Raw genomic sequence first — 26,128 nt, 5'->3', positions numbered from 1 at the left:
ATCTATTTCCCTATGCAATAAAGATTTTTCTCTCCACGAATGTACACTCTGCCATCTGCGAAAGCTGGCGATGCATCAGATTTTTCTCCCAAGGATGATGTTGCAAGCTCCACATATTCCTTCTCTGCCTTAAAAATGTGCATTACTCCTTTTCGATCCATCAGATATATTTTGCCATCGGCTAAAATTGGTGATGCATAAAATCCTGCGTCAAACTCCTTTTCCCAAAGAATTTCTCCCGCTTTTGCATTGTAACATGCAACCGCACCGTAACTGGTCACCACAAACAATAAATCGTTGTAAGCAACCGGACTCGGAACATCGGAAAGATAATCATATGCCTCCCAAAGTATTTCAGGCTTTTCTCCCGGTTTTATTGCCACCAAACTTGCGTATTCGTTTAAGGCAAAAACAATTCCGTTTGCATAAGCAACCGAAGGGCCAACCTCACCGGTAATACAGTCTATTTTCCACAATTCCTTTCCTGTTTGCGCATCGTAAGAAGCAATGCAAGGATCAGCCGCAAGTATTACCTCAACTTGTCCTCCGTTATTTACAATCACAGGAGATGACCACGAAACTCTTACCTTACGCACTGTGCTCCAGACTTCTTCTCCATTTGAGGTTGACAAAGCCATTACTTTCGAGTTTTTTTTCTGATCGTACTGAACAATCAGCTTGTCCTCAAAAACAATCAAAGAAGATGAATGTCCGTAATGATTATCAGGGACACCTAAATTCTTAGCCCACTGCCTTTTCCCACCCATATCTACTGCAATCAGATCACCATTTGAGAATACGGCAAAAACCGAATTTCCATCCGTAGTTACCGTCGATGCCGCATGACCCGTATCCGGAGTAACTTCCGGTGGATTTGCCGGGGATCCTGGAATTTGATCCGCTTTAGCTGTCCAAAGTAATTTACCGTTGTTTCTATCGTAGCAATAAACTTCACGACTTGTTGCATTTGCACCGGAAAGGAACAATTTGTTTCCCCAAATTACAGGTGAATTATAAGCATGAATAGGAACAGGCTGTTTCCACAAGATATTTTTTCCACTTGCTCCATCCCACTCATTTGGGATATTCTTTTGATAAGCAATTGCATTTCCTCCGGGTCCGCGAAAAGATGGAAAGTTTGCCATCATCTCTTTCGTTGGATATGTTCCTTTGTATGAATTGGTTTTCGCTTTTTCAACGGCGACTTCTTCCTTCTTAGCAACCAAAACCAGAGTTTCCTCTTTTGGAGTCTCTTCCTTAAACTCTTCTGCAACTTTTTCTTCAACCACAACGGATCCAGCGATCTCTTCTTTTCCAACAACCTCAACAACCGGAACATCTGATTGTGTATTTTCCGTTTTTTCAGCTTTGGCAATTTTAGCGGCTTCAGTAAATTGATTTCCTAACTCTTTATGTGTTAAAAACGCAAATATCATAGTGATTCCGACCATTCCAAAACCACCAACCACAATCCATTTTCTGGCTTTTTCGCGAAATAAAATGATATTTTCCTCCTCCTCTTCAGATATCTGAGGTAACTGTCGCTTGCCTGCATAAAATAACTGCAAAGCAATGGCTGTAACAATAATGCCAAACAGAAATAAATATCCTCCGGCTTTTACCTGCCACTGATTTGTGAAATAGGCTTTACGAACCAACAAATCCATTTCACGGATTTGCTCCCGCAGTTGATCATCATTAGGATTATCATTCAGGCGATCAACCAAGCTGTTAATCACTTCGGTATTTACCGGATCAATTCTATTAATCTGAATGTAATTTACTAAAACCAACATGCAAATTACGAAGGAGAAAGTTCCCGCCACCATTGCAATGCCTTTCCACAGGGATTGGTTGGTACGATTTATTTTAAATTTGTTTGTCATATCTTTTACCACAAAAAAAGTTTTACCACAAAGAACTCCAAGTACTTCATAAAGGGACACAAAGTATTTTTGAACTTCTTATTCGCATTTTATTATTAAATCTTTAAAATTCTTCTTTTTCCTTTGTGCTACTTAGTGCTATCCTTTGTTTTTACTTTGGGTTAATCCTTTTCCACAGGACAGTATTTCAAACAGCGTGCACAACTCACACAGTCACCTTTGTCAGGCGTATAATCTTCTCTATATCGGTAAGTTGACAATCCGGATAAGGCCAAACCAATAACCAAACCGATAAAAGCACCGAGAATCCAACCGCCGTAATAAAACTGTTTTACAATATTCGAAGCTTCCAAATACAATTGCTCAACTGGTTTTCCTGAAGTTCTGAATCCTTCAATTTCCAGACTTTCTTTCATGGTTTTAGAATCGAAATGAAGCATTTCGTCTGCCAAACGAACTTTCGAGTTCACTTTTGCCAGATTTTCATGAAAATTTGCACCTGTCCATCCGCCAACAATCATTAATGCAGGAATAATTAAACTTAATAGAATAAATCTTCGCGTAGCAGATCTCTTGTCTTCCATTTGTTTCACCTCAACAGGTTTGTTGATGGCATCCAAAGGACATGAATTCTCACAAAGTTTGCACTGAATGCAATTGGAAGGTGTTATGGTCAAATGATTTTTGGAAACTCTGCTTACTAAATTCAAAATAACACCATATGGACAGAAAAACCGACAATAAGGTCTTGCTATAAAAATGCTGATTAGTAGAAAAGCTGCTCCGATGGCAAACATGAAAAATGTTGCATTGAATCTGAAAATTCCTACAAAAGGATCGTACCTGCAAATGATAAAATCGGTTGCTGTAGCTGCATATAAAACAGATAATCCCAAATAGATGAATGGAATCAAACCCAATACTTTCTGCAACCACTTTTTTAAAGTCACAGGACGCATCAAAAAGACATCTTGCACTGCTCCGAGCGGACAAACACCGGCACAAAATGTTCTGCCGAAAAACAATGTATAAATTAAAGGAATCACAAAAAATGCCAAAGCAGATAAAGGAATGTGATAACCAGGATTGAATAAGGCCAGAACAACATTCTGAACGGAACCCACAGAACAGACACATCCTTCCCTGAAAAAACCAAAATATAAAATGGAAAAAATGGATACTGCAACGACTCCGGTTCTCGATCTTTTCTTTAAGATAAACCAGGTAATCAGGCTAAGAGCTGCAATTAACACCAATACATCCAATAAAGCGAACATTCCATCACGTGGTACCGGCATTGATGTAACCGGCTGTGTGTAACCTGATTCAAATTCGGGTTTAGGGAAACGCTGCTGTTGTGAAAAGGCTGCAAATTCCATTCCTACAAAAAATATCAGTAAAGAGATAAAGGCTAAGCTTTTCTTCATTGTGATCGATTATATTTTTTTATTTGTTTTAAAACCGGCAAACTTATAGGCTTGCTCAATTGGCACTCTTGAAAATGCATCAGAAGGACAATCTCTGGCAATGGCGCACTGATTGCAATTCACACAAAGATCGTGACTAACCTGAAGCTGCAATGAACCGTTTCCAAATGCACCACAGCCCTTCACACATTTTCCACAACCAATACACAGCTCATCAATAATTTCATATTTGAAAAACGGATCTTCCACATAAGATCGTTTGATTGCTCCGGTAGGACAAAGCTGATTTTCGGCGCCGGTTGATAAATTCTTTACATTTGGACGAAAATATCCTCCACACAAATCACAATAGCCACACATATCGTAAACATGAATGCATTTCACTGCCGAAGGTGTCACCACACAACTAGTAGCACAACGTCCGCATTGCGTGCATTTTGCAGGATCTAACTGCCAAAGAAAATCTCCTTTTTGGCTTTTTGCCGCCAAAACTCCTGCAACACCCACAATACTAGCTCCCGCTGCAAAACGAAAACATGTATTGAGAAAGTCTCTTCGATTCTTCTTATTTTCCATCATTGTTCAATCAAATTATTTTGAAAGCTTCGTTCTAAACTTTACCCCCTCCGGAAGTCGGCAAGCACTTAGTTTATTGCAGCCTTTGCATAGAAAATCAAAATCGCATGAAGCTTCTTCACCTCCGTAATTTCGAAGAATCAGAGTTCCGCTCATCACAGCCAAACCTCCTAAAAGCAAGCCTCTGAATCCATTTCTTAAAAATTCTCTTCTGTTGATCATCGTTTATTTTGCTTCAAATATTCGTATCATTTTCTGTACAGGATCCAAAACCAGAATCCTATCCTTAGAATCAACTGCAAGGTCAATACCGACTGTTCCTTCTTCAAATAATTCAGGAGCCGCAACAACCGATTTAAAATCACCGGAAGGCAAATGAATTTTAACTCTTTCCAGCCCTTTCTCTGCCGTTACAAATGAACCGTCAGAAAGCATTGCAGCATTAGAAGGATTGCAACAACCGCTAAAACCTTCCAAACTCATAGAAGTTCGTTCCCATGAGGAAATTTGCTCTCCGCTGGAATCGTAGGCTTCGAAAGCATGTCTGCCCGGATTTACAACCCAAAGTTCGCCTTGTCTGCCCATCAATAAATCAAAATACGGACTTGGAATTACAAAGCCTTTGATTCCTGCCTCTGGATTTTTTCCACCAATTTCGTTTATTTCCTCTCCCTCAATATTGTAATGATGTACAATCTTTTGTCCTGCATCAGCTACGTAAACATTGTCTTCATCAATGGCAATTGAAGTAATGAATGCTTTTTCACCTGCAACTATAAAACTGTTTCGCAAACTTCCATCCGGTTTTCTGATATCGACACGATTGCCCAGACCAACCAAAATATTTCCATTTTCCGCTACCGTTAGGCATCGGGCATTACCTTTCACTTTTAATGAATTGATTTGTTTTCCATCTGAATCTAAAACCAATATATTTTCATCGGTACTCACATAAATCTGATCTTTGCTATCAACTGCAATCCCATGAAGCCCGTTGGCCTGAATCTTAATTTGTTTTACTTCTTTATGACTAATTTTTGATGAATCAACCTTTCGTAATTCTTTCAAATCATATTCATAAACATTTTCCTGTGGCTTATTTTCACTTATAAAAAGATCTTTTGCCATAAAAGCAACAACAACAAGTAGTAAAACTACCAAAAGCCATAATATCAATTTATTTTTCATTGTCGATCTATTTAATTTGCTCTAACATCAATACACAAAAGATGCTTGGAATCCCGCATCAATAATCTTCCATCGGTAACAACCAAAGGTCCCCATGCATCGTGCCCATCTATAACTTTTGTTTTATCCAACAGTTCAAACTTTTCAGTGCTTGCTTTGGCGATAGTTAAAGTTCCATCATCTTTCAGAATAAAGAACTTACCATCAGCAATAATATAAGGCCCCAAGCCAAAACGATCATTCGTTCCACTTGTCCATAAAATTTTAGTGCAATCATTTGGATCACAACAAACAAACCGATTTCTCATTCCTCCGGCATCCTTAGGTAAGATCGCGAACATACGATCTTTGTAAACAATAGGTGTTTGCTGCTCAGATGCAACACCGTCTTTCGGCTTGAATTTTTGAAGCGCAGCCACTTCATATAGATTTCCACTCTTTTTAACCTGAAATAGAATGGATCCTGCACCATAACCAGCAGTCATGAATATTTTGCCGTTTTTCAGTACAACAGGCGATGGAGCAACTACGGACGGAGAAAAATCTTTTGTTTTCCACAGAATTTGTCCAATATCATCCCCTTCACCAGATACTCCAACAATTCCTCCAACAGCCGCATAAACCCACATTTTTTTCCCATCTAAAGTCATCGGCATAACCGATGAATGAGACATTTGCCAGTTATCTGGATTTGGAGTTTCCCAAAGCACCTTTCCTGTGGCACAATCAACTGCAATTAGCAATGATTTTCCACCAGGAGCGAGAATAACAACATTGTTATCAAGAATAGGACACTGTCCTGTATACCAAAATGGTATCTCTGCCATATATTCTTTTACCAGATCAAGTCCCCAAAGAAATTCGCCCGAATTAGGATCGGTGCACATAACATGACAACGCGGCCCCATTGTAACAATATATTTATCGTTAATTGCCGGAACCGTTCTCGACATTCCGTGATTTCGTTTGATATGAACCCTGTACCATCTGCGCCAAAGCTCCGCTCCCGTTTCCAGAGAAAAACAACGCAAGGCATCCGCTTTTTTCACTTCGTCGTAATCGAGAACATAAACCTTTCCATTATACACAACGGGCGCAGCATGTCCTTCCCCCAACTCAACCTGCCAGTCTATTTTGGGCCCGGTTCCCCAATTACTAATTAGCTTCGTATTATCAGTTGAAATATTATCAGAATTTGCTCCCCGAAATTGAGTCCATTTCCCAGTTAAATCTGAAGAATATTCAGAATAAAGATCAAATCCTTCTCCTATCAAAATTCTTTCAGAAGATTCCGTTTGTTCGGGACGATTATCCATTCCCGGGATACTTGCATGAATATCCTTTACAGGATTGTAAGCCAACCAATACACAAACAATATACCTGCTACAACAACAGACAAGAGAATTAATCCTTTTTCGCTTCTTTTCGACAGCATATTCAATTATAATATCAATTTGTTTTTTTTGCAGATTCCATCAACATCTGTCAAAGTAAATTACGCCTTTAGGTATCAGGTATTCGCTATTGAATACACATACATTCCATTGGCATATCTAATATACATCTTCCCATCTTTAATAACAGGATGAGCAATATGATCCCTCTTCATCCCCGGAACATGGAAACGACTCACTACCTCAAAACCATTCGCCATAGGTTGAATTAAAGCCAATTCACCAGAATAAGCGTAACAATAAATCATACCATCGGCAGCAATCACGGTACCAGGAGCCAGATCTTTCACCGTTTTCTTCACCTCACCGGTTTTCATATCAACACAAGAAAAACTCTTCGTCGTATAATCTGTTCCAAATAAATTCTCATCAATCAAAACAGCACCGCCATGCTCTAAATCGAATAAGCCACTTGTCCAAACCTCTTCTACCGCTTGTCCGTCATCTTTTATCTTTAGCATTACGCTTCCAAATCCCCAACCATTCATAGTAAATACATAGCCATCCTTATAAATCGGCGTATTACCATGAATACCATGAGGATACTTTAATTCATAACTCCACATTAATTTGCCATTATCCGGATCGATGGATATCAATGACTTCGCAGTATTGGTAATCAAGTATTTTTTTTCTTTATACGTGATTATCAAAGGAGAACAATAAGCACTTTTCTCACCCACTCCTGCACTCTTCCAGATAAGATCACCGGTATCTTTGTGCAATGCAATTACATTTGCGTCAACACCACCTGGCGTACAAATTAACTTGTCGCCATCAATTAACAAATTCTCAGTAATTCCATAAAAAACGTTTTGCCCGTCGAAATCACGAAATAAGTTCTTGCACCAAATAAAATCACCCTTTTCTGCATCAAAGCAGATGAGTTTTCCTAATCCGGTCAGTAAATATCCTTTTCCATCATAAATCTGAGGTGTTGAACGTCCACCAGGGAAATTCTCTGACCATTCTTTACCATATTCCTTTTTCCAGATTAAATTACCACTTAAATCGAAAGAGAAAATATAGCTCATACTATCGATGGTTCCTGTAGTATATACTTTTTCATCTGTAACAGCCGCGGAAGAATAACCTAATCCTAAATCCTCAAACTTCCACAAAATATCAGGTCCATTTTCCGGCCAAACTTTAAGCAGATTGGTTTCTGAATAAATTCCATTTCTATGCGGACCGCGCCATTCGCTTTGCTGAGCTGCATTCTTACACTGAACTAGCAATAAAGAACTAAACGCGACAAAAAAAATATTTATTAGTTTCATGGGATTTGGGTTAGGTTTCACAACATCTTAGTTTGCTTTAATCGAATAGGCCATTATCGCTGTGGCGTGACGAACATATAATACGCCATTATTAATTACCATATGAGCCCAATAAGGACCTTTTCCATATGGTACTTTAAACGAACTTATTACTTTAAATTCTTTCGGGTCTGCCTTTACCAAGGCTACATTACCATCTTTCTCATCATAGCAATAAAGCATTCCTTCTGCCGAAATGATTGAACCTTTATTTTCCCACTCAGTCTCATACATTTTCTTACCTGTTTCCCATTCCATGCAAACCCAATATCCGTTTCTATTATTGATCCAATTTGCACCGTATATATAACCATCCAGCAGAACAGCTCCTCCATGATGAACATCCAATAATGAATCTACATACGAAAGTTCAACCTCAGAGGCTTCTTCATTTAAATCCAGCATTACTGAATGATGATCGTAACCATTGGTTATAAATATTTTTCCGTTTTTGTACAATGGAGTATTGGTATTGATATTGGCTTTCCATTCTCCGGCGGCATAACTGCCGTAATCGAATTGCCAATCAATATTTCCATTTTCGGGATTAACGCCTATTGCATTGTTTTCGGTTACAGTTACGATTTGTTTCTTGCCATTTCTATCAATTAAAAGAGGAGAAACATAGGCGGATTTATCATCTAAACTTTTCGATTCCCAAACGGTTTCTCCGGTCATTTTATTCAACGCAATCATCGTTGTTTTTTTTCCGCAAGGAGTATAAAAAACCAAATCCTTGTATAGGAGCAATGATTCAGAAATTCCCCATTCCCCGCACTCTCCTTCAAATATTTCATTGGCCTTTTTCTGCCAAATCAGCTCTCCGGAAAGAGCATTTACACAGGCTAAATCCCCTCTTCCGCTCGACAGATAAATTCTTTCATCCTCAATAGTAGGAGTACAACGGGAATCTACAAATGATGCATCCCATCCACGGCCATAAGGAATTTGCCATTTTAATTTTCCTTCCATATTAATGGCCACCAAGTAATCCATAGAGTCCTTTAATCCGGTAAGGTAAACAGTATTGTGAGCGATTGCAGCTGAAGAATAACCTGTAGGAATACTATCCAGATGCCAAAGCATTTTAGGACCTTCCTCCGGCCATTCCTTTAGCAATCCAGTTTCTGCATAAACACCAGATCTATTTGGGCCGCGCCATTCGCTTTTTTGTATTTCTGTTTTGCACTGAGTCAGAACACTTAATAATGCAATACTGACAAGTAGTAGTCGATTCATAAGTTTGATAGGTTTTGTATTGTTCTTAGTTTGCTTTAATTGAATAGACCATCAAGGAACTTCCATGACGAACATATAGTCTTTTATTATTAATCACTAAATGAGCCCAATGTTGTTTTTCACCAAAAGGAACCCGAAACGAACTCACTTTTTCAAAATTTCCATTGCTAACATCAACAAGAGCAACTTCTCCGCTATCGCCGTAACAATACAATTTGCCATCAGAATAAACTACGTTCCCGTTACTTAACATTTTAGCTGAATGCAATACTTCACCAGTTTTCCAATCCAAACAAAACCATTCACGATTAGTATGACCGGAACCATATATCTTACCATCAATCAGAACAGCTCCTCCCATCTGATTATCCATCAACTCATTTCGCCAAACCTCTTTTACACTCCCTCCATCTTCACCGAGTTCAAGCATTACTCCTCCTTTACCATATCCACTATAACAAAACAGATAGCCATCTTTATACAAAGGAGTATTTGGATGAATTGAATATTTATTAGGATGATCGAACGACCAAAGTAAAGTACCGGTTTCAGCATCAACTCCAATTATTGAATTACTTGTATGAGTCACCAATAAATTGCGGTTTGCCAGCTTTATTAGCGCAGGAGAACAATAAGCTGATTTCTCACCATTTCCTTTCGCTTTCCAAATCAGCTGGCCCGATTTTCGATCTAAAGCAACCATACTAACTTCTGAACCTCCCGGAGTACAATATAATTTATCTCCATCTGCAACAAGATTCTCTGTTATTCCCCAACGGGTATTTTCAGAACCAAAATCCGTTAGTATATTTTTCGACCATAGAATGTTTCCATCAGCAGCACTCATGGCTGTAATTTTTCCCAAACCACTCATCACATAAACGATACCATCATAAACCATTGGACTTGTGCGCACACCGTTATAAGAATCCATCCATTCTTTACCATAAACCTGCTTCCAAAGCTCTTTGCCAGAATGATCCAATGCAATTACAAAACCATTTTCAAGTTCTGTACCCCCTATATAAACAGCATCTTTAGTTACTGCTGCTGAAGAGTGTCCCTCACCTAAACCTTCAATATGCCATATTAATTCGGGTCCATCAACCGGCCATTCCTGCATCAATCCGGCTTCCTGATAGATTCCATCACGGTTCACGCCTCTCCATTGAGCATTTTCCTGAGCAAAAGAAGTACTGACAACAATTAACAATACGAGTAGTACAAAATAGTTTTTCATTATAAACGTTTATTCAATATTAAATTACATTCTAACTTTCTAAAGATACAGGCTATTCTATTGTTTTAGAAATTAACATAGCACTTCAACTTAAATCTATTTCAGGTCTAAATAAAAACAAGACATAATATGCAACACTTTTCATGCCAGAAGAACCAAATCGCTTAACATCAAAAAAGTGTTAAATCCATAGTTATTTAGATTTATAAAAAAACGTACGCTTACGAACAATCACTGTTCAAATGCGAACTTTAAAGACTCACAGGTCTCTTTTAATTTACAGTACGTTTACTGTAAAATAAACTAAATCAAATAAATAAATTCGGATGGAATAACGCAATTAAATTATTCAAACAACCAAAAACAAGGGACGTTTAACAACTTTTTAACGCCTCTTTAAAATCAAAATAAATAGACAACTGTATAATTCCTTATTTTTCTATTTGATTTCTATTATCTTTAAAACATACACTAATACAAAAGCTACATGAAAAGATCAATATTACTGATGATTTTAGGACTTGCAATTTTTTCATTTGCATGTCAATCTAAAAAAACTGAAAATCAAGAAGCTACTCTCCCTCTTGGAGTTAGTAAAGTTTTGGTAAAAGAAACATTTAATGCTGGTGGTTATACCTATATAAACGGGAATAATGATTTATGGCTGGCCGTTGGTCAACGACCAATAGAAGTTGGCAAAGCATATTATTATAAAGGCGCATTGGAAATGAAAAATTTTCACAGCAAAGAATTAAACCGCGACTTTCCTGTTATTTATTTCTTAAACACCATTTCTGACACACCTATTGAAAACAATATGCCGATGCAAGCCTCTTCGATGAAGAAACAAAAGGCTAAAAGAATTGAAGTTTCAATAGAAAAGACGAAAGGAATAACAAGTATTTCTGAGCTCTTCTCAAAAAAGGATGAATTTTCGGGTAAGCAGATATCTGTGAAAGGAAAGGTTACCAAATTCAATCAAAACATTATGGGTAAGAACTGGATACACATTCAGGACGGTTCCGATTTTGAGGGCAATTTTGATCTTACAATTACTTGTAAGGATGTTGTTTCTATTGGGCAAATTATTGAGGTGTCAGGAACAATTGCATTGGACAAAGATTTTGGAGCTGGCTATACTTATGATGTAATTATGGAAGAAGCTAAAATTCAGAACACAGAAAGAAAATAAATAACAATACGAATGAAATAAATATGTTTATATATTGTTTTACATTTATTTTCTACATAAATTTAGTTAAACACTTTCTTTTAACTACATACAACTATTTACCACAACAAAAAAGCGACTTTGGTCGCTTTTTTAATGACACAATTATTTGACTTAATTGTTGCTTTCAAGACTCATTCAGATCCCAATATTCATACATTGCAATTTTTGAACGATTTGCATTCTTATCAACAACTTGTACAATATTATTTCTTAATATCTGTTATTAGTTTTCCATAATTTGTTACTTTTAAAAGCATATCAAAAACACCACAAATGAAAAAATGGTTTTTCATTCCGTCCCTGATTTTTATTACAATTCTACTCTCGATAGTAATTTTAAATCGATGTAATCCTGAAGATTACATTTTGTATCAATCTTCAGACTTTACAGTATTCCCTAATCGGATAGAGCAAGGAGAATATACTGCTATAGCACACAACAATTCGCACATCAGCTCTAATTACCCGGGATTGAATAGTAAAGAATGGCAACTTAATACCAACTTAAGCAAATACCCCAAATACGAATCGAATCATGTTTTACTCAATGCAATTTATCAGCTTTCGCTTGAGGAGATAGAAAAGAATATTGCTCCGGACACAACTTTTAATACAGGTGAAAAATGGAATGGTGTTTGGACCCGCGACATCAGCTACAGCGTGATTTTAGCCCTTGCCATTACGAATCCTGAAATTTCTAAAAAAAGTTTGCTAAAAAAAGTTAAGCATGGAAAAATTGTACAGGACACAGGCACAGGAGGTTCCTGGCCGGTAAGTTCTGATCGAATGATCTGGTCAACGGCAGCCTGGGAATTGTACAAGTCTACCGGAGACATGGATTGGTTGAGGAAGGTTTATTTCATCATTAAGAATTCTACTGAAGATGATCTTAATGTGGTTTGGGACTATCAGAAATATCTATTTAAAGGAGAATCTTCTTTTTTAGACTGGCGGGAACAATCTTATCCAAAATGGATGGAACCAATTGACATTTACAACTCCTATAATTTGGGAACTCAGGCCGTACACTTCCAAAGTCTGCAGGTATTGATAAAAATGGGAAAAATACTTGGAAAAGATGTTCAAAAATATCAGGATATTTCGGAGGCCTTAAAAAACAGCCTGAATGAAAAACTATGGCTGCCCGAAAAAAAATATTTTGGACAATATCTTTACGGAAGAAAGAATCAATTGCTTTCGGATAAATCGGAAACTTTGGGTGAGGCACTAATGGTTCTATGGGATATCACCAATGAAGAAAGACAAAAAGAGATTATATCAAATACTCCGGTTACCAAGTTTGGAACCCCATGTTTCTATCCTCAGATTCCAAACATACCAGCCTATCACAATCAGGCAATTTGGCCTTTTGTGCAGGCTTATTGGAATTGGGCTTCAAGCAGGACAAATAATGTTGAAAGTGTTCAATGGGGAATTGCCAACATGCTGCGGTCAAGTGCACTCTTTCTCACCAATAAAGAAAATCTTTTAATTGAAAATGGTGATTTTAATGGAACTGAAATCAATTCTGACCGTCAACTTTGGAGTGTCGCCGGTTCCTTATCTACCTTTTACCGAATTCTAATGGGAATGAATTACACAGCCGATTATTTAGAATTCAAACCATTTATTCCCAGAGAATACAAGGGTAAACAAAGCATCAAAGGGCTTCGCTATCAGAATGCAATCTTAGACATCGAAATTTACGGCTTTGGCAATAAAATTAACTACTACTCCTTAGATGGAAAATATTACCAACGCCCCATCGTGCCAAAAGAAATGGAAGGGAAACACAAAATTGAGATTAGAATGAACAATCAGTTGCCTACCAAATCAGAACTGAATATGGTCGATAATATGGTGTCGCCCGAAACCACATCGCTCCGCTTTGCTAAAAATCAATTGTTATGGGATAAAAAAGAAAATGCTGATCATTACCGTGTATACCGTAACGGAGAACTTCTTCTGCAAACCGAAGACAATTATATGTCAGAAGTACACATTAGCAAACCTAGCGAATTTCAAATTCAGATAGACGATGGTTTGGGAAATTTATCGTTCTATAGTGAGCCACTGTATGTATACGATTCCAATTATGAAAGACATATTGAAGCTGAACAATTTGACTCCAATGCCAAAACCTCCTATGTTGAATTGAGCAAGAAAAAAAATCGGGAATTCTATTTTAACATTCGAATTCCTAATGAAGGAAAGTACTATATCGATTTTTTATACGCAAACGGAAATGGCCCTGTAAATACCAACAACAAATGTGCAAATCGGAGTTTATGGGTGAATAACAGCTATGCAGGAAGTCTCGTTTTTCCACAACGTGGCGAAGGTGATTGGAATAATTACGGCTACTCCAACTCCTTTCTCATTGATCTGACAAATAGAAATAATTTCTTTAAGATTAGTTTTGAAGAATTCAATAAAAATATGAATCAGGAGGTTAACACGGTTCGAATAGATAAAATTCGAATAATTAGAATAAGATAAATATTTAAGGTTTATTACTACACTTAAGTCTTTACAATTTAGTGCTCTCAATCAATTATGACTTTTCATAATGAACAATAAAAATATATGACAACATAAACTCTGGAGAATTCGACAAACAATTAGCTGGAAAAAAACTAAATGATGAAAATGTTGCTGAAATACTTAATCTGGAAAAATGCCATTTGAACTATTACTTTTTAAGAGATTTCAGTATGTATTCAAATTCCGCTTTTAAATCTTCATAATTTTCACTTGAACAATCAAGAATTAACTCCATTCCAACTTCATCTTGAAGAGAATGTAGAACAATTGTTGTTCGTTCATTATCTTCTGAATCGGTATGGTTTCCTAAATAAGCTATACTTTGAGGAAGAAAAAACATTTGTTTCTCTTTAGGGATAACTCTCTTTACATCAACAGAAAGACGTCTTCTTCTGTGCGAAGAGTAATCAATCAAACCAATATCTGATGGTACAGCCTCTAAGGAAATCAGACAAGATGCTAAATCTTTCGTATTCTCATCTTCATTCATTCCTAATCTGTAAAAAAGAAAACTTAATCTGTCGTCAACCTTGTACTTCTCCGATAAATACCACACTCCTTCCGGGAAACTAATATTTACCTTAGCTCCATCAATAAAATAAGTGTTTTGATATAACTCCTCGGCAACAGGCTTGCCATCTTCCGAAAGGTATGTCCAAACTCCAAACTTAATTCCCTTTTTAAACTTTCCCATATGGGATATCCCTCCATTCGGATAATAATAAATAGCCGGTCCGTTTAAAGTATCATTCAAAAATTTCACACTTAAACTAGGCTCTCCATTCTCGTAAAACTCTGAGTAAATGCCATTCGCGATATTATTGACAGCAAAAAACTCCTTTTCTTTTTTTCCATTTTTCCGCCAAAAAGTCACCACCCCTTTTTGCTGACCATCCACAAATTCGAACTCCTTTTTTTTACTTCCGGAAGGATAATAATCGCAGCTTGGTCCATTTTCAATTGCATATTCATTAAAACCCACTTCGTAGAGTCTGGTCCAATCAATAGCAGACTGCAAACCTTTATAATAATATTCCGACAAAAGCACGTTATCAATTGTAAAGTCTTTTACCAAAAATTGATTCTCTTTAATTTTATTTATTGTTGAAAAAAACTGAGCGTTCTCTTTCTCAGCTACCAGCCAATCCTGATTAAAATATACAGTATCCTGAGCTATACTTTTAAGCGGAAGCAATAGGATAAAAACAAAAAAGCAACGGGTTAATTTCATAAGAATTCAATTTTGAAATAATTATGTACAAAATAGATAACTTTTTGATATTATGCGAAGTATTTACCTACAATTTCTGCTTCGTTCGTGAAACTTTAAATGCGACAAACCATTCAACATTCCTTCGTCGCTGTAATAATTCCAATAGGTATCAAAACCATGTTCAACACCATGCAATATATCAAAAGAGTGATCTATCTCATTTTCTTTTAAGAACTGATGCATTTCAAAACTAGCTCTGCGATTCTTAGTCCGGACAAAACTATCTTCAGTACCAATTTCAAGTCTAAGCGGTGTTGATTCACCTTTTAAAATCTCTAAATTGTTTTGCCCAAGCAAGAAGTTGTTCTCCAAGGTATAATCACTTACATAACCCATTCCAACAATTGACGAAAACAAACCCGGATATTTCAAATAGTAATGAATCGCTCCGGCAGCTCCGCGTGAATGCCCTTCAATTGAAATCTGTTTCCCATGACCTCCTGCATTAAAAGAATTCTGACAAAACTGAATGAATTCACCACCCTGCTCTTTTACTAATAGACATTCATTTTGCTCTGAAAACCACTGAACGTTGTCGCGATCATTATCTCCACGAATTCCTGCAATTACAACCGGCTCAAGATCCCCATTGCTAATCCAGTCATTCAATTGTTCTGCCCTAACGTATTTCTTGAATGTACCTTCGTCGCCACCTTGCCCATGCAAAAACAAAACCAATGGATAAGTTTCCTCCACACTCCAATTTGGAGGCAAATAAACAAAATACGGTACACAGGATCTTTCTTCAGTCTCAAATATCGATATATTTATTTCTCCTGCACAATCCTTAAAATCAGTAAGTTCTATTATATTATCAAATACCCGCATTTCTTTCTTATTTATTAATCGGAGCTTTTCCCGAAACAGTTTAAATTTAAAAATATCCTCTTCAATACTGACAAGACAGTAAGATACTTTTATCCAAACTAAACCTGATAACTTCTACAAAACTAAAAATTATCATTCAAATAAAAACTTTATGAGCCTTTATCCTTTACCTTGCATTAGATTTGTCTGAAAGACTGAATGGTTAAAGAATCTATTAGTAATGATATTAATTCTCTCGATGCAGGTATAAAGATTATTGATTAATATAATTTGTGCCTTAGTCAAATCAATTCTACATTTGTAATCATTACAAAAAGCAAGATTAATAATCATTAAAACACAAAATAAAATGCAAACTTTAATTGGTAAAAAAGCACCATCATTCTCTGCCGGTGCTGTTGTTAACGGAAATCAGATTGTTGAAAATTTTTCATTGGATCAATTTGTTGGTAAGCAGGAAGTAGTATTCTTCTTCTATCCTTTAGATTTCACCTTTGTTTGTCCAACCGAATTGATTGCCTTTCAGGAAAAACTTGCAGAATTCGAAGCTAGAAACGTAGCTGTTGTTGGTTGTTCTGTAGATTCAGAATACTCTCACTTTGCATGGTTGAATACTGATAAAAATAAAGGTGGTATTAAAGGTGTTACTTATCCTTTAGTGGCCGATTTATCGAAAACTATTTCTGAAAACTATGGCGTATTAGCTTCAGAATACGATTACAATGAAGAAGGAAATGCAGTATCTACAGGGGCACCTGTTGCTTACCGCGGATTATTCCTTATCGATAAAAAAGGCACTGTTCGTCACTCGGTAATTAACGATTTGCCATTGGGAAGAAGTGTTGATGAAGCAATTCGTATGGTTGATGCATTGCAGCATTTCGAAGAAAATGGCGAAGTTTGTCCTGCAAACTGGAACAAAGGAAAAGAAGCTATGCAAGCTACTGCCGATGGTGTTGCAGAATACCTAAGCAAAAACTAATAAAAAAAAACAATCCTCTCATCCCTAATTTTACAGGGAATAAAATCAAAAAAGCAAAACATGAAAATTAACAGGTACCAAGACATTAACACCATTGATGGTGAAGCTAAGAAAGATTATATCGACAGACATTCTGCATTTATTCACTGCGATGACTCCGCTAAAAAAGGTGAGAAATTTAAAGTGAAAGTGAAAATTGGTGATGCCTATTCTCATCCGGATGATTTCGATCACTATGTTGCTTGGGTTCAACTTTGGGATGGTGAAAAAATGTTAACACAAGCTACTTTTACAACAGGAATTTTAGGTGGTGAAGCCAATCAGGCTGAAGTTGATTTTTACATAGTACCATCCCGTAAAATGAAACTAACCGCTGCAGCTTTCTGTACAAAACATGGCTTATGGCACTCAGATGAAAAATTGGTGGAAGTTGCAGAATAACTACTAATTCAAAATAATAAAACAGGGAAATCAATTGTGATTTCCCTGTTTTATTTTATACCACCTCTACCCTAATTAAACCATTTAATTCCGGGGTCTCTTGCTCTTATTTTTAAACAAATTTAATTTTAGTTGCATCAAACTGCGTTAAAATTCGCTTACTATCTAATATTCAGCCCTCCTACGCAAACGTTTGTTGCGTTTTTTCATCAATTACATCATTAAATAGAACCTGCAAACTTTTATTTAATCATAAATTATAACATTCTTCTTTTATAAACATAGAAGAGACATATCATGACTATAAACAACTATTTAAAATCAAACATTTAATTAATTACTAACTACTAAATTTTTATTACTTATGAAAAGGAGAGACCTGTTTTACCTAAGTTTAACTCTCATACTTAGTTTGGGATTAATGTTTTCCTCTTGTTCCAAAGATGAAATGACTGAACTTCAGCCAGAGGTTCAAATCACTAAAACGACAAGTTTAACCACCAAAACCACTAATAATGCCAGTGTACTAATGCAAGCCTTTTATTGGGATGTTCCTGCAGGCGGTAATTGGTGGAACACACTTGATACTAAGGTTTCCGATTGGAGCAATGCCGGCTTTAATGCCATTTGGTTACCACCTGCTTCCAAAGCACAAAATGGAACTTATTCTATGGGCTACGATCCTTTCGACTATTATGATTTTGGACAATACAATCAAATGGGATCAATCGAAACTCGTTTTGGATCAACAGCAGAGTTACAAAATCTGATCAGTTCTGCTCATAACGAAGGATTGCTTGTGTATGCTGATATTGTTATCAATCACAATAGCGGAGGAGCATCAGAACAAAATCCATACACAGGAACAGATACCTGGACAGACTTTAATCCTTTATCGGGTTTGTTCTATCGAAATTACAATGATTTTCATCCTAATGATATTGAAACAAATGATTTAGGTGCTTTTGGCGGATATCCTGACTTATGCCACAGCAAGACTTATGTGCAGGATTGGTTGTGGAACAACTCCAACTCTGTGGCCAAATACTACAAAAATGTAATGGGCTTTGATGGTTGGCGTTTTGATTATGTGAAAGGATTTGAACCATGGGTTGTAAGAGAATGGAATGCTTCTGTAGGAGGATTCTCGGTTGGGGAATTATGGGACAGCAATGTAGATTATCTTAATTGGTGGGCCAATGAAGCTAATTCTTCCGTATTCGATTTTGCCTGTTACTATGCAATGAACGATGCTTTTGATGGAAATGACCTGACCAAATTAAACAATAACATGATGTGGAAGCAGAATGCAACCAGAGCAGTTACATTCGTAACCAATCACGATACTGATGAAATTTGGAATAAAATGCTAGCATATTCATATATTTTAACTCACGAAGGATACCCATGTGTTTTCTATCGTGATTATGAAGAATGGCTGGACAAGGATAAAATGAATAATTTAATATGGATTCACAATAATCTGGCTAGTGGCACCACATCAATATTATATGATGATAATGATGAATATGTAGCACGTAGAAATGGATGGAATGGTCCGGGACTAGTTGTTTATATCAACAATTCAGATAGTTGGCAGGAAAGATGGGTTGAAACCAACTGGTCAAGCACAACAATTAAAGATTACACAGGAAATTCAAGTTGGGAACCTGTAACTCAGAGTGGCAAGTGGGTTAAAATTCAGGCTCCGCCTCACGGATATACCGTTTGGTCTTCAAAATAAACTACTATTTAAGCCATGGCTTTTTAACAGAAGTCATGGCTTCCACTTGATCTCTAAAAACTGCACAGCTATGCTAATTCGACTATTATCAATTCTTTTTTTTATCCATCTTACAGCATCATGTTCCAATCAAGATAAATTAGCATTACCTGACAAACTGGAAAAACAATATCCTCTTAAATTTGAAACCCCAAGTATAATAAACTCAAACGGAATTTTTGTTAATTCCGGGCTATGTGCTAATGCAAGCGGAGATACTTTATTATTCTACGGACAAATCCGAAATAATAGAAAATCGTCAATTGTAATTTTCCCCTACTTACTTCAAATTCAAACACTGGAAAATCACCGAAGCAATCCTATTTCGGTTAGACCCAAAACTGTACTACTTCCCGATAGCTCGCAATCATTCGTCTATAAATTTACACCCATAAATAATAAATATTTATTCTCACGAACAGAAAAAAGAGGCGATTTAGATAGTTGTTATTTTATTGATTTCAATTTCATTAGAGCTACAAATGGTCATTCAATAACAGATCAGGTTATTCGATTCAATGCAAACAAAAAATTATTTTCGAATTATCTCAATCGTTTTGCCAATGAACATTCAATTACACTATACGAACTAACAAAAGAAAATTCGCACATCGAAGCAATCCAACTCAATTATCTTAAAAAACCACACAAAAATTCATTAACAAACCATGCTGTTGTAAAAGAGAATTTACAATCAAGTCTTCAATTTTCTGAAACAGAAATTGTGATGAATGGAATTGTACTAACAACCAAATTTTACCATGATAACGACAGCCTTTTCTTGAACCTAAAATTAATTAATCACAGCAGTGAATATTTAAATTTCTCACCCGATTCAATACAAATAATCAGCATTGATCCTGAGATCGGAAAAAAAGTAAGGCATCAGGTGGTAAGTGCTGTTACAAAATCCGAAGGACATAAATCTATCCTTAAAAAAGGTGACAGACTGCAAACACAACTTAACTTTGGATACTTTAAACATCCTCCTTTGGAAATAAAAGTAGATTTTTCCACACTAAAAATTCATCCGCAAAAAATAAAAGTGTTTTCATTTAACCCAACATTTAAAATGATCAAAAAGGTATCTTAATACAAATTTAAAAGGGTGCCCAATTTTTTTTGAACACCCTCATTTATTTCTATTCACGGTTCCGCTTATTCAGCCACCGGAACTTCTTCTTTCTTTAAATATTTATCCAGGAAAACAACAACCTGTCCATACCCTTTAATTTCATTTTCCTTTTTACGGAAACCATGTCCTTCATCATCAAACACGATGTATTCTACCGGCACGCCATTCTTTTTAACAGCCTCAACAATCTCATCCGATTCTGCTTTCAGAACACGAACATCATTTGCTCCCTGCAGCACCATTAACGGTTTCGTTACTTTATCAGCAAAAAACAAGGGAGATTTATTGTATAAAGCAACCGAATCAATAGTTGTAGGGTCGCCAATTTCGGCATACAAAGCATTACGGAATGATTCCCAGTACGGAGGTATTGATTTTAAGGTACGCAACCAATTGGTCACTCCAAAAATATTAACTCCAACCTCAAATTCTTCAGGAGTAAAAGTCAAAGCAGCCATGGTCATGTAACCACCATACGAGCCACCAATAATTCCAATTTTTGATTCATCAACAACACCTGTCGAAGCCAAAAATTTCTTTCCCCAGATACAATCCTTTAAATCCTCCTCACCATGTTTCTTATCATCCATTGCGTAAAACTTCTTACCATAACCGCTGCTGCCACGATTATTCACTGCCAAAACAGCATAACCATGATTCACCATAAACTGAATTAAAGAAAAGTAACTCACTCTTGATTGTCCTCCCGGACCACCATGCACCCAAACCACAGCAGGTACTTTGCGATCTGTTGCTGCAATTTTAGGTTGGTAGTAAATGGCTGGAATCTGAACACCGTCAAACGATTCGTAACGAATCACTTTCGCTTCCACTAAATTTGCAGGATCGATCTCCGGATTTAAAGTTTCAGTCAATTTTTTCGCTTCAGTATCTCCCAGTTCAAAAACATAAATGTTATTCGGAGAAACCGACGTACCAACAACCAGGCGAACACGACTTTCGTCTTTTGTCAAACCAACCGATTTTATATCACCACCTTTAATCTCAGGTAACTTAACTTCCTCATTCGTTGCCAAATCAATCATCTTAACATTGGTTTTTCCATCTTCATTAATCCCAATAATCCGATATTTTTCATTGTACGAATCGTAGGCATACCAAACATCCCAATCGGCCTTAAAAACCATTTCCTTTTCTCCCGATTCAATGTCGTATTTATTCAGATAAACAAAATCAGAATCTTCATTACTTAAATAGTACAAATACTTACCATCCAAACTAAAAAACTGTGGATTGTAAGTTGCATCACCGGGATGCTCCGAAATGTGCATTTTCTTGCCCGATTTTCTATCGTACAAATACATTTCGTTGTTGTTTGTAGTAATACTTTGGGTTAAGGCAAGATATCGATTGTCCTTACTTTTGGCAGCAACATCCAATCCGTCGTTATTTTCATACAATAACTTCGCAGTAAAATCACCTTTTTCAATGGATTCCAGACTAAGCTGATACAAATCCATAAACTTTGGATTGCGCTTGTTACTTTGGTAGTAAAACGATTTTTCATTACGGTCCCAGCCCCAGAATCCAGCTCTTGCACCTTCAAAAGGGGTTAAATCGGTTATCGTACCATCCACATCTCTCATATAAATATGATTGTTCTCGTTTCCCCCCTGATCATACGACAAAAGCACCTTATCGCTGTTTGGAAAGTAAGCCAACCCAAAAAATGATTCCTTTTCCGAATTGGTTAATTGTTTGGCAGGAGAACCATCAACAGGAATCTCAAACAGATTGTAGATACCTGTTTCGTTACTACTCACCAACAATTTACTGCCATCGCTTGAGAACGATCCGCCACTCACATTGGTGTTTTTATAAAACTGTTCGATACTATAAGAAGGAATCTCAACAACTTTTTTTTCGGGCTGACAAGCTGCCAACACGAGTAAAAGGGCAAATAAAATCAAATAATTACGTTTCATAATTGTGATTTAATAAGGTTAGAAAATCTATTTAAGTACTTAAAAGAGTGGTGTCTATGTAAAAATAAGACAAAGTGACCGGCTTACAAAATATTATTTCACAGCAACTTACCATTCTACAATAAATTTTTGGGCGTTCCCCTATCCTGCGCACAAAGCATCGCGCTGGGCAGGCTTTTCGCTGCAACTCCTCACCTTCCTTTCTCACCGCTGCAGGAAGGTTCCGGGGTTTCCACTGCAATCCTTAACGCAGCAATTCAAATCACATTAGCACCTTACTCAACACAAAAAAAGTAAGTATAGTTCTCCAAATTCCTCTATCTTTGCCGGATCTTTAAAATAAAACATCCATTTATCCAATGAAAGAATCTGTTGTAATTCTGTGTGGTGGAGGTCCGGCTCCGGGCATCAACACCGTGATTAGTAGTGTAGGAAAAGTATTTTTAAAAAACGGTTACCGGGTAATTGGTTTGCACGAAGGCTACAAAGGTCTTTTCTCTAAGGATCGTAAAATGGTCGATCTCGACTTCGAAACTCTTGATGGAATCTTTACAAGAGGTGGTTCTCATCTAAAAATGAGTCGCTTCAAACCAAAAAAATCAGATTTCTCAACCGATTTTTTCGTTGAAAACAATGTAAAACTATTGGTTACCATTGGTGGCGACGATACAGCATCTACTGCAAACCGAATTTCAAAATATCTGGAAGAAAATAAGGTAAACATCTCTAACATTCACGTACCAAAAACCATCGACAACGATCTTCCTTTGCCGGAAGGATCTCCAACATTTGGATATCACTCCGCTAAAGACGAAGGAGTTAAGATTGCAACCACAGTGTGCGAAGATGCCAGAACGTCTCAAAACTGGTTCGTGTTGGCCGCTATGGGACGAGAAGCCGGTCATCTGGCTTTCGGAATTGGTACTGCCTGTCATTTTCCGATGATTATTATTCCTGAAATGTTCAACAAAACCAGCATTTCAGCTGAAAAAATTGCTCAGTTGGTCATCTCCTCTATCATAAAGAGAAGAATAATGGGCTTAAACTACGGAGCTGCTATTATCAGTGAAGGAGTTTTCCATTTTATGAGCGATGAAGAAATCAAAAGCACAGGCGTTAATTTCACCTACGATGCTCACGGACATCCGGAATTGTTCAACGTAAGCAAAGCGCATGTTTTCAATATGGTGATTCAGCGCAAAATGAAAACCTACAATCTGAACATAGGAACCCGTCCGGTTGAACTGGGGTTTGAGATCCGTTGCTGCCGGCCAATCGGTTTTGATCTTAGCTTGTGTACCTTGTTAGGAAATGGTGTTTACACCTTGTTCAAGCAAGGTCATTCGAAATGTATGGTGACTGTCGATCCTATAGGCGATGCTTCTCCTCTATTCCTTAAAGATGTAGAAGACGAAAACGGAAAGGTGAAACCTCGTTTGGTTGATGTAAACAGTCAGCGTGTACAATCTGTATTGAACTACAACCTGCATTATCTTACTGCCGAAGATGTTGAAGCGGCAAAAGCATATCTTCCAGATGCGGAAAACTATGTTTTCACCAGAATTTTGAATTGGGAGTAGAAAAGAAGTTCCAAGTAGAAAGATCCAAGTGTATAGGATAAAAATCTAAGGAAAAATAATATAAAAATCCTAAAGACTCTAACAATATATAACCCGGGGAATGCTCTAAAGCAACTGAAGCCCCGGGTTCATTGTATCATATTATGAAATAATACAGATCTAAAATGGTTTATTTTGTTTTATACAATTATTAATTCAGAAATCTTAATTAATAATTCTCCAAATTTTCTACTTTTGCATCACACACTACTTACCTAACGGACAAATCGTTCAATATTGAAGCAAATTAGCAACTTGAACTTTAATTCACGGAATTTATTATTCCGGTATCAATGAAATAACTATGTCTGAAAATAATGTAAACGCATTTTTACTCTTCACTTGTCCCGATAAAAACGGAATTGTAGCCAAAATCACTCAATTTATCTACGAAATAGGTGGTAACATTATCGATTTAGATGAACATGTAAACCAAAACCAGCAGTTTTTCTCTTTGCGAATTGCCTGGAACATGTCCAACTCGACAATTCCTGCTTCCAAACTTCACGAAGCATTCGAACCATTAGCCAAAGAGTTTGATGCACATTGGAGAATCGAATTTTCGAATCAGAAGCAACGCGTAGCCATTTTCGTTTCGAAATACGACCATTGTCTGCAGGAAATACTTTGGCGCTATAACATGAGTGAGTACGACATCGAAATTCCTTTGATCGTATCGAATCACCCGGATTTGAAACCTATTGCCGATGCTGCCGGAATTCCATACCATGTTTTTCCGATAACAAAAGAAACCAAACCGGAGCAGGAAGCCAAAGAGATTGCCTTACTAAGAGAATACAATATCGATTTGGTGGTGTTAGCCCGATACATGCAGGTTTTATCACCAAACTTTATTCATGAGTTCAAAAATAAGATAATCAACATACACCATTCCTTTTTACCTGGATTTGTTGGAGGAAACCCATACAAACAAGCTTATGAACGCGGTGTAAAAATGATTGGAGCAACCAGTCACTTTGTAACCGAAAATTTGGACGAAGGTCCAATTATTGAACAGGATATTATGCGTATTACACACAAAGATACCATTAAAGATTTGATCCGTAAAGGTCGTGATCTGGAACGTATTGTACTGGCCCGGGCTCTTGCCTACAAATCGGAACACCGCATTATTGTAGATGGCACCCGTACAATTGTTTTTTAATTAACAATACAACTTGGTGTTCTCACTCCTAGTGAGGATACCAATAAGGTCTATTTATTGGGAATCCCTAAACAATTTCTGCAAGAACCAATCATCGAGCAAGATATTATGCGAATTATGCACAAGGATACCGGTAAAGATTTAATTCGAAAAGGAAGAGATTTGGAAGCTATTGTGATCAGATTGATACCCTCACTCGAAGTGAGAGCATCAAAAAAAATTATTCTTTCAGCATAAATGTCTGGCTGCACATTATCTTATCGCCATATATAATCTCAAAAATCCATTCCCCCAGCTGCATTTCCCAGTCCAATTCAAACGTGTAGAAGTCATAGCCTAACTCATCAGTATAGCTGTCTTTTTCCTCTGTTGTTTCCATAAATTGTTCCTTACTAATTGGATTCACCAACTTAGGATGTCTTATCCTGCTCACAAAATCAACAAGTTCCGCTTCCTCTGAATCAATTTCGAATTGATAACTTATTCCAAAACTCAAACCTACCGTAGGATGAATAACATCGGTTTTTTCCACAAACTCCATATCGTCAGAATGCAAAAAGTATCCTGTTGTACTACCCGGAACAATGTCTTTCTTCGTCTCTCCTACCGCTTTACAAATTCCGTAATCAACTATTTTTATATTCATTATTGTTGTTTTAAACTGATTGATGGCCTCACTTTGAATGAAAACAGCAAAACTACAGTTTTTTTTGTCACAACTCCTAATCAGAGTGGGCTTCAAGAAAAAGTATTCAGAGTTGTTATTCGTCTATTTTAAAACAATAGGATACAAAACAAGCAACTTAAAATTTAAAGTTGCTTGTTTATAGTTAGCGCGAATACACGTC

At 36.8% G+C, this 26,128-nt stretch carries 21 protein-coding genes; 8 read left to right on the top strand and 13 right to left on the bottom strand.

Annotation, left to right across the window (positions count from 1 at the left end):
* Window positions 1-2 precede the first annotated feature (2 nt).
* The 9 genes from ACY0M5_RS11805 to ACY0M5_RS11765 all read right to left on the bottom strand — a co-directional run bounded on the left by ACY0M5_RS11805 (window position 3) and on the right by ACY0M5_RS11765 (window position 10,330).
* Window positions 3-1,886, bottom strand: coding sequence for an outer membrane protein assembly factor BamB family protein (locus ACY0M5_RS11805; protein WP_461629261.1), 1,884 nt, complete (start codon window positions 1,884-1,886; stop codon window positions 3-5).
* A gap of 161 nt (window positions 1,887-2,047) precedes the next feature.
* A complete protein-coding gene (locus ACY0M5_RS11800) occupies window positions 2,048-3,313 on the bottom strand; it encodes a 4Fe-4S binding protein (protein ID WP_461629260.1) in 1,266 nt (421 codons plus the stop codon).
* A 9-nt stretch (window positions 3,314-3,322) separates the two neighbouring features.
* The gene (locus ACY0M5_RS11795) at window positions 3,323-3,892 is read right to left on the bottom strand and encodes a ferredoxin (RefSeq protein WP_124991531.1); all 570 of its coding nucleotides are present in this window, start codon (window positions 3,890-3,892) and stop codon (window positions 3,323-3,325) included.
* A 12-nt stretch (window positions 3,893-3,904) separates the two neighbouring features.
* Entirely contained in the window at window positions 3,905-4,111 is a 207-nt protein-coding gene (locus tag ACY0M5_RS11790) for a hypothetical protein (RefSeq protein WP_124991530.1), read from the bottom strand.
* 3 nt (window positions 4,112-4,114) lie between these two features.
* Window positions 4,115-5,077: an NHL repeat-containing protein gene (locus tag ACY0M5_RS11785; RefSeq protein ID WP_461629259.1), complete on the bottom strand. Its 963-nt coding sequence runs from the start codon at window positions 5,075-5,077 to the stop codon at window positions 4,115-4,117.
* Between the two features lie 11 nt (window positions 5,078-5,088).
* A complete protein-coding gene (locus ACY0M5_RS11780; RefSeq protein WP_461629258.1) occupies window positions 5,089-6,513 on the bottom strand; it encodes an outer membrane protein assembly factor BamB family protein in 1,425 nt (474 codons plus the stop codon).
* A 75-nt stretch (window positions 6,514-6,588) separates the two neighbouring features.
* The gene (locus ACY0M5_RS11775) at window positions 6,589-7,812 is read right to left on the bottom strand and encodes an outer membrane protein assembly factor BamB family protein (RefSeq protein ID WP_124991527.1); all 1,224 of its coding nucleotides are present in this window, start codon (window positions 7,810-7,812) and stop codon (window positions 6,589-6,591) included.
* 27 nt (window positions 7,813-7,839) lie between these two features.
* On the bottom strand, window positions 7,840-9,090 hold the full coding sequence (locus ACY0M5_RS11770) for an outer membrane protein assembly factor BamB family protein (protein ID WP_461629257.1): 1,251 nt from the start codon (window positions 9,088-9,090) through the stop codon (window positions 7,840-7,842).
* 25 nt (window positions 9,091-9,115) lie between these two features.
* Window positions 9,116-10,330 (bottom strand): outer membrane protein assembly factor BamB family protein, encoded by a 1,215-nt coding sequence (locus ACY0M5_RS11765; RefSeq protein ID WP_461629256.1) that lies wholly within the window; start codon window positions 10,328-10,330, stop codon window positions 9,116-9,118.
* Between the two features lie 487 nt (window positions 10,331-10,817).
* On the opposite strand from ACY0M5_RS11765, the gene ACY0M5_RS11760 reads away from it, so the two are divergent.
* Both ACY0M5_RS11760 and ACY0M5_RS11755 read left to right on the top strand, forming a co-directional pair.
* Window positions 10,818-11,522 carry a hypothetical protein gene (locus ACY0M5_RS11760; RefSeq protein WP_461629255.1) on the top strand — a complete coding sequence of 235 codons (705 nt, stop codon included), beginning with the start codon at window positions 10,818-10,820 and terminating at the stop codon, window positions 11,520-11,522.
* A 315-nt stretch (window positions 11,523-11,837) separates the two neighbouring features.
* Window positions 11,838-14,063: an alpha-L-rhamnosidase-related protein gene (locus tag ACY0M5_RS11755; RefSeq protein ID WP_461629254.1), complete on the top strand. Its 2,226-nt coding sequence runs from the start codon at window positions 11,838-11,840 to the stop codon at window positions 14,061-14,063.
* Between the two features lie 193 nt (window positions 14,064-14,256).
* Here ACY0M5_RS11755 and ACY0M5_RS11750 read toward each other — a convergent pair whose 3' ends face one another.
* A complete protein-coding gene (locus tag ACY0M5_RS11750; RefSeq protein ID WP_461629253.1) occupies window positions 14,257-15,339 on the bottom strand; it encodes a toxin-antitoxin system YwqK family antitoxin in 1,083 nt (360 codons plus the stop codon).
* A gap of 63 nt (window positions 15,340-15,402) precedes the next feature.
* Window positions 15,403-16,209, bottom strand: coding sequence for an alpha/beta hydrolase (locus tag ACY0M5_RS11745; RefSeq protein ID WP_124991521.1), 807 nt, complete (start codon window positions 16,207-16,209; stop codon window positions 15,403-15,405).
* Between the two features lie 349 nt (window positions 16,210-16,558).
* Between ACY0M5_RS11745 and ACY0M5_RS11740 the strand changes: the two genes are divergently transcribed.
* From ACY0M5_RS11740 to ACY0M5_RS11725, 4 genes are all read left to right on the top strand, one after another.
* Entirely contained in the window at window positions 16,559-17,191 is a 633-nt protein-coding gene (locus ACY0M5_RS11740) for a peroxiredoxin (protein WP_124991520.1), read from the top strand.
* A 60-nt stretch (window positions 17,192-17,251) separates the two neighbouring features.
* Window positions 17,252-17,632, top strand: a complete 381-nt coding sequence (locus tag ACY0M5_RS11735; RefSeq protein ID WP_156195871.1) for a desulfoferrodoxin family protein — start codon at window positions 17,252-17,254, stop codon at window positions 17,630-17,632.
* A 364-nt stretch (window positions 17,633-17,996) separates the two neighbouring features.
* Window positions 17,997-19,376, top strand: coding sequence for an alpha-amylase (locus ACY0M5_RS11730; RefSeq protein WP_124991518.1), 1,380 nt, complete (start codon window positions 17,997-17,999; stop codon window positions 19,374-19,376).
* Window positions 19,377-19,446: 70 nt separating this feature from the next.
* Complete coding sequence (locus ACY0M5_RS11725; protein WP_461629252.1) at window positions 19,447-20,508, top strand: hypothetical protein; 1,062 nt, start codon at window positions 19,447-19,449, stop codon at window positions 20,506-20,508.
* Window positions 20,509-20,573: 65 nt separating this feature from the next.
* Here ACY0M5_RS11725 and ACY0M5_RS11720 read toward each other — a convergent pair whose 3' ends face one another.
* Window positions 20,574-22,496 (bottom strand): alpha/beta hydrolase family protein, encoded by a 1,923-nt coding sequence (locus ACY0M5_RS11720; protein ID WP_461629251.1) that lies wholly within the window; start codon window positions 22,494-22,496, stop codon window positions 20,574-20,576.
* A gap of 359 nt (window positions 22,497-22,855) precedes the next feature.
* Between ACY0M5_RS11720 and ACY0M5_RS11715 the strand changes: the two genes are divergently transcribed.
* Both ACY0M5_RS11715 and purU read left to right on the top strand, forming a co-directional pair.
* A complete protein-coding gene (locus ACY0M5_RS11715; protein ID WP_461629250.1) occupies window positions 22,856-24,076 on the top strand; it encodes a 6-phosphofructokinase in 1,221 nt (406 codons plus the stop codon).
* A gap of 343 nt (window positions 24,077-24,419) precedes the next feature.
* Window positions 24,420-25,280, top strand: coding sequence for a formyltetrahydrofolate deformylase (gene purU, locus ACY0M5_RS11710; RefSeq protein ID WP_156195876.1), 861 nt, complete (start codon window positions 24,420-24,422; stop codon window positions 25,278-25,280).
* Between the two features lie 220 nt (window positions 25,281-25,500).
* Here the strand turns inward: purU and ACY0M5_RS11705 are convergent, their stop codons facing one another.
* Complete coding sequence (locus ACY0M5_RS11705) at window positions 25,501-25,926, bottom strand: DUF3859 domain-containing protein (protein WP_461629249.1); 426 nt, start codon at window positions 25,924-25,926, stop codon at window positions 25,501-25,503.
* Between the last annotated feature and the right edge of the window lie 202 nt (window positions 25,927-26,128).

It is taken from the genome of Labilibaculum euxinicum, assembly GCF_963678175.1.
Taxonomy (GTDB): Bacteria; Bacteroidota; Bacteroidia; order Bacteroidales; family Marinifilaceae; genus Labilibaculum; species Labilibaculum euxinus.
This window is presented reverse-complemented; position numbering and strand designations above follow the sequence as displayed.

Excerpts from the sequence above, each read along its gene's own strand:
- ACY0M5_RS11790 (WP_124991530.1), bottom strand. The coding sequence starts at position 4,111 with ATGATCAACAGAAGAGAATTTTTAAGAAATGGATTCAGAGGCTTGCTT.
- ACY0M5_RS11765 (WP_461629256.1), bottom strand. The coding sequence starts at position 10,330 with ATGAAAAACTATTTTGTACTACTCGTATTGTTAATTGTTGTCAGTACT.
- ACY0M5_RS11745 (WP_124991521.1), bottom strand. The coding sequence starts at position 16,209 with ATGCGGGTATTTGATAATATAATAGAACTTACTGATTTTAAGGATTGT.
- purU (WP_156195876.1), top strand. The coding sequence starts at position 24,420 with ATGTCTGAAAATAATGTAAACGCATTTTTACTCTTCACTTGTCCCGAT.
- ACY0M5_RS11775 (WP_124991527.1), bottom strand. The coding sequence starts at position 7,812 with ATGAAACTAATAAATATTTTTTTTGTCGCGTTTAGTTCTTTATTGCTA.
- ACY0M5_RS11740 (WP_124991520.1), top strand. The coding sequence starts at position 16,559 with ATGCAAACTTTAATTGGTAAAAAAGCACCATCATTCTCTGCCGGTGCT.
- ACY0M5_RS11755 (WP_461629254.1), top strand. The coding sequence starts at position 11,838 with ATGAAAAAATGGTTTTTCATTCCGTCCCTGATTTTTATTACAATTCTA.
- ACY0M5_RS11770 (WP_461629257.1), bottom strand. The coding sequence starts at position 9,090 with ATGAATCGACTACTACTTGTCAGTATTGCATTATTAAGTGTTCTGACT.
- ACY0M5_RS11800 (WP_461629260.1), bottom strand. The coding sequence starts at position 3,313 with ATGAAGAAAAGCTTAGCCTTTATCTCTTTACTGATATTTTTTGTAGGA.
- ACY0M5_RS11720 (WP_461629251.1), bottom strand. The coding sequence starts at position 22,496 with ATGAAACGTAATTATTTGATTTTATTTGCCCTTTTACTCGTGTTGGCA.
- ACY0M5_RS11730 (WP_124991518.1), top strand. The coding sequence starts at position 17,997 with ATGAAAAGGAGAGACCTGTTTTACCTAAGTTTAACTCTCATACTTAGT.
- ACY0M5_RS11725 (WP_461629252.1), top strand. The coding sequence starts at position 19,447 with ATGCTAATTCGACTATTATCAATTCTTTTTTTTATCCATCTTACAGCA.
- ACY0M5_RS11805 (WP_461629261.1), bottom strand. The coding sequence starts at position 1,886 with ATGACAAACAAATTTAAAATAAATCGTACCAACCAATCCCTGTGGAAA.
- ACY0M5_RS11735 (WP_156195871.1), top strand. The coding sequence starts at position 17,252 with ATGAAAATTAACAGGTACCAAGACATTAACACCATTGATGGTGAAGCT.
- ACY0M5_RS11795 (WP_124991531.1), bottom strand. The coding sequence starts at position 3,892 with ATGATGGAAAATAAGAAGAATCGAAGAGACTTTCTCAATACATGTTTT.
- ACY0M5_RS11780 (WP_461629258.1), bottom strand. The coding sequence starts at position 6,513 with ATGCTGTCGAAAAGAAGCGAAAAAGGATTAATTCTCTTGTCTGTTGTT.
- ACY0M5_RS11715 (WP_461629250.1), top strand. The coding sequence starts at position 22,856 with ATGAAAGAATCTGTTGTAATTCTGTGTGGTGGAGGTCCGGCTCCGGGC.
- ACY0M5_RS11750 (WP_461629253.1), bottom strand. The coding sequence starts at position 15,339 with ATGAAATTAACCCGTTGCTTTTTTGTTTTTATCCTATTGCTTCCGCTT.
- ACY0M5_RS11705 (WP_461629249.1), bottom strand. The coding sequence starts at position 25,926 with ATGAATATAAAAATAGTTGATTACGGAATTTGTAAAGCGGTAGGAGAG.
- ACY0M5_RS11785 (WP_461629259.1), bottom strand. The coding sequence starts at position 5,077 with ATGAAAAATAAATTGATATTATGGCTTTTGGTAGTTTTACTACTTGTT.
- ACY0M5_RS11760 (WP_461629255.1), top strand. The coding sequence starts at position 10,818 with ATGAAAAGATCAATATTACTGATGATTTTAGGACTTGCAATTTTTTCA.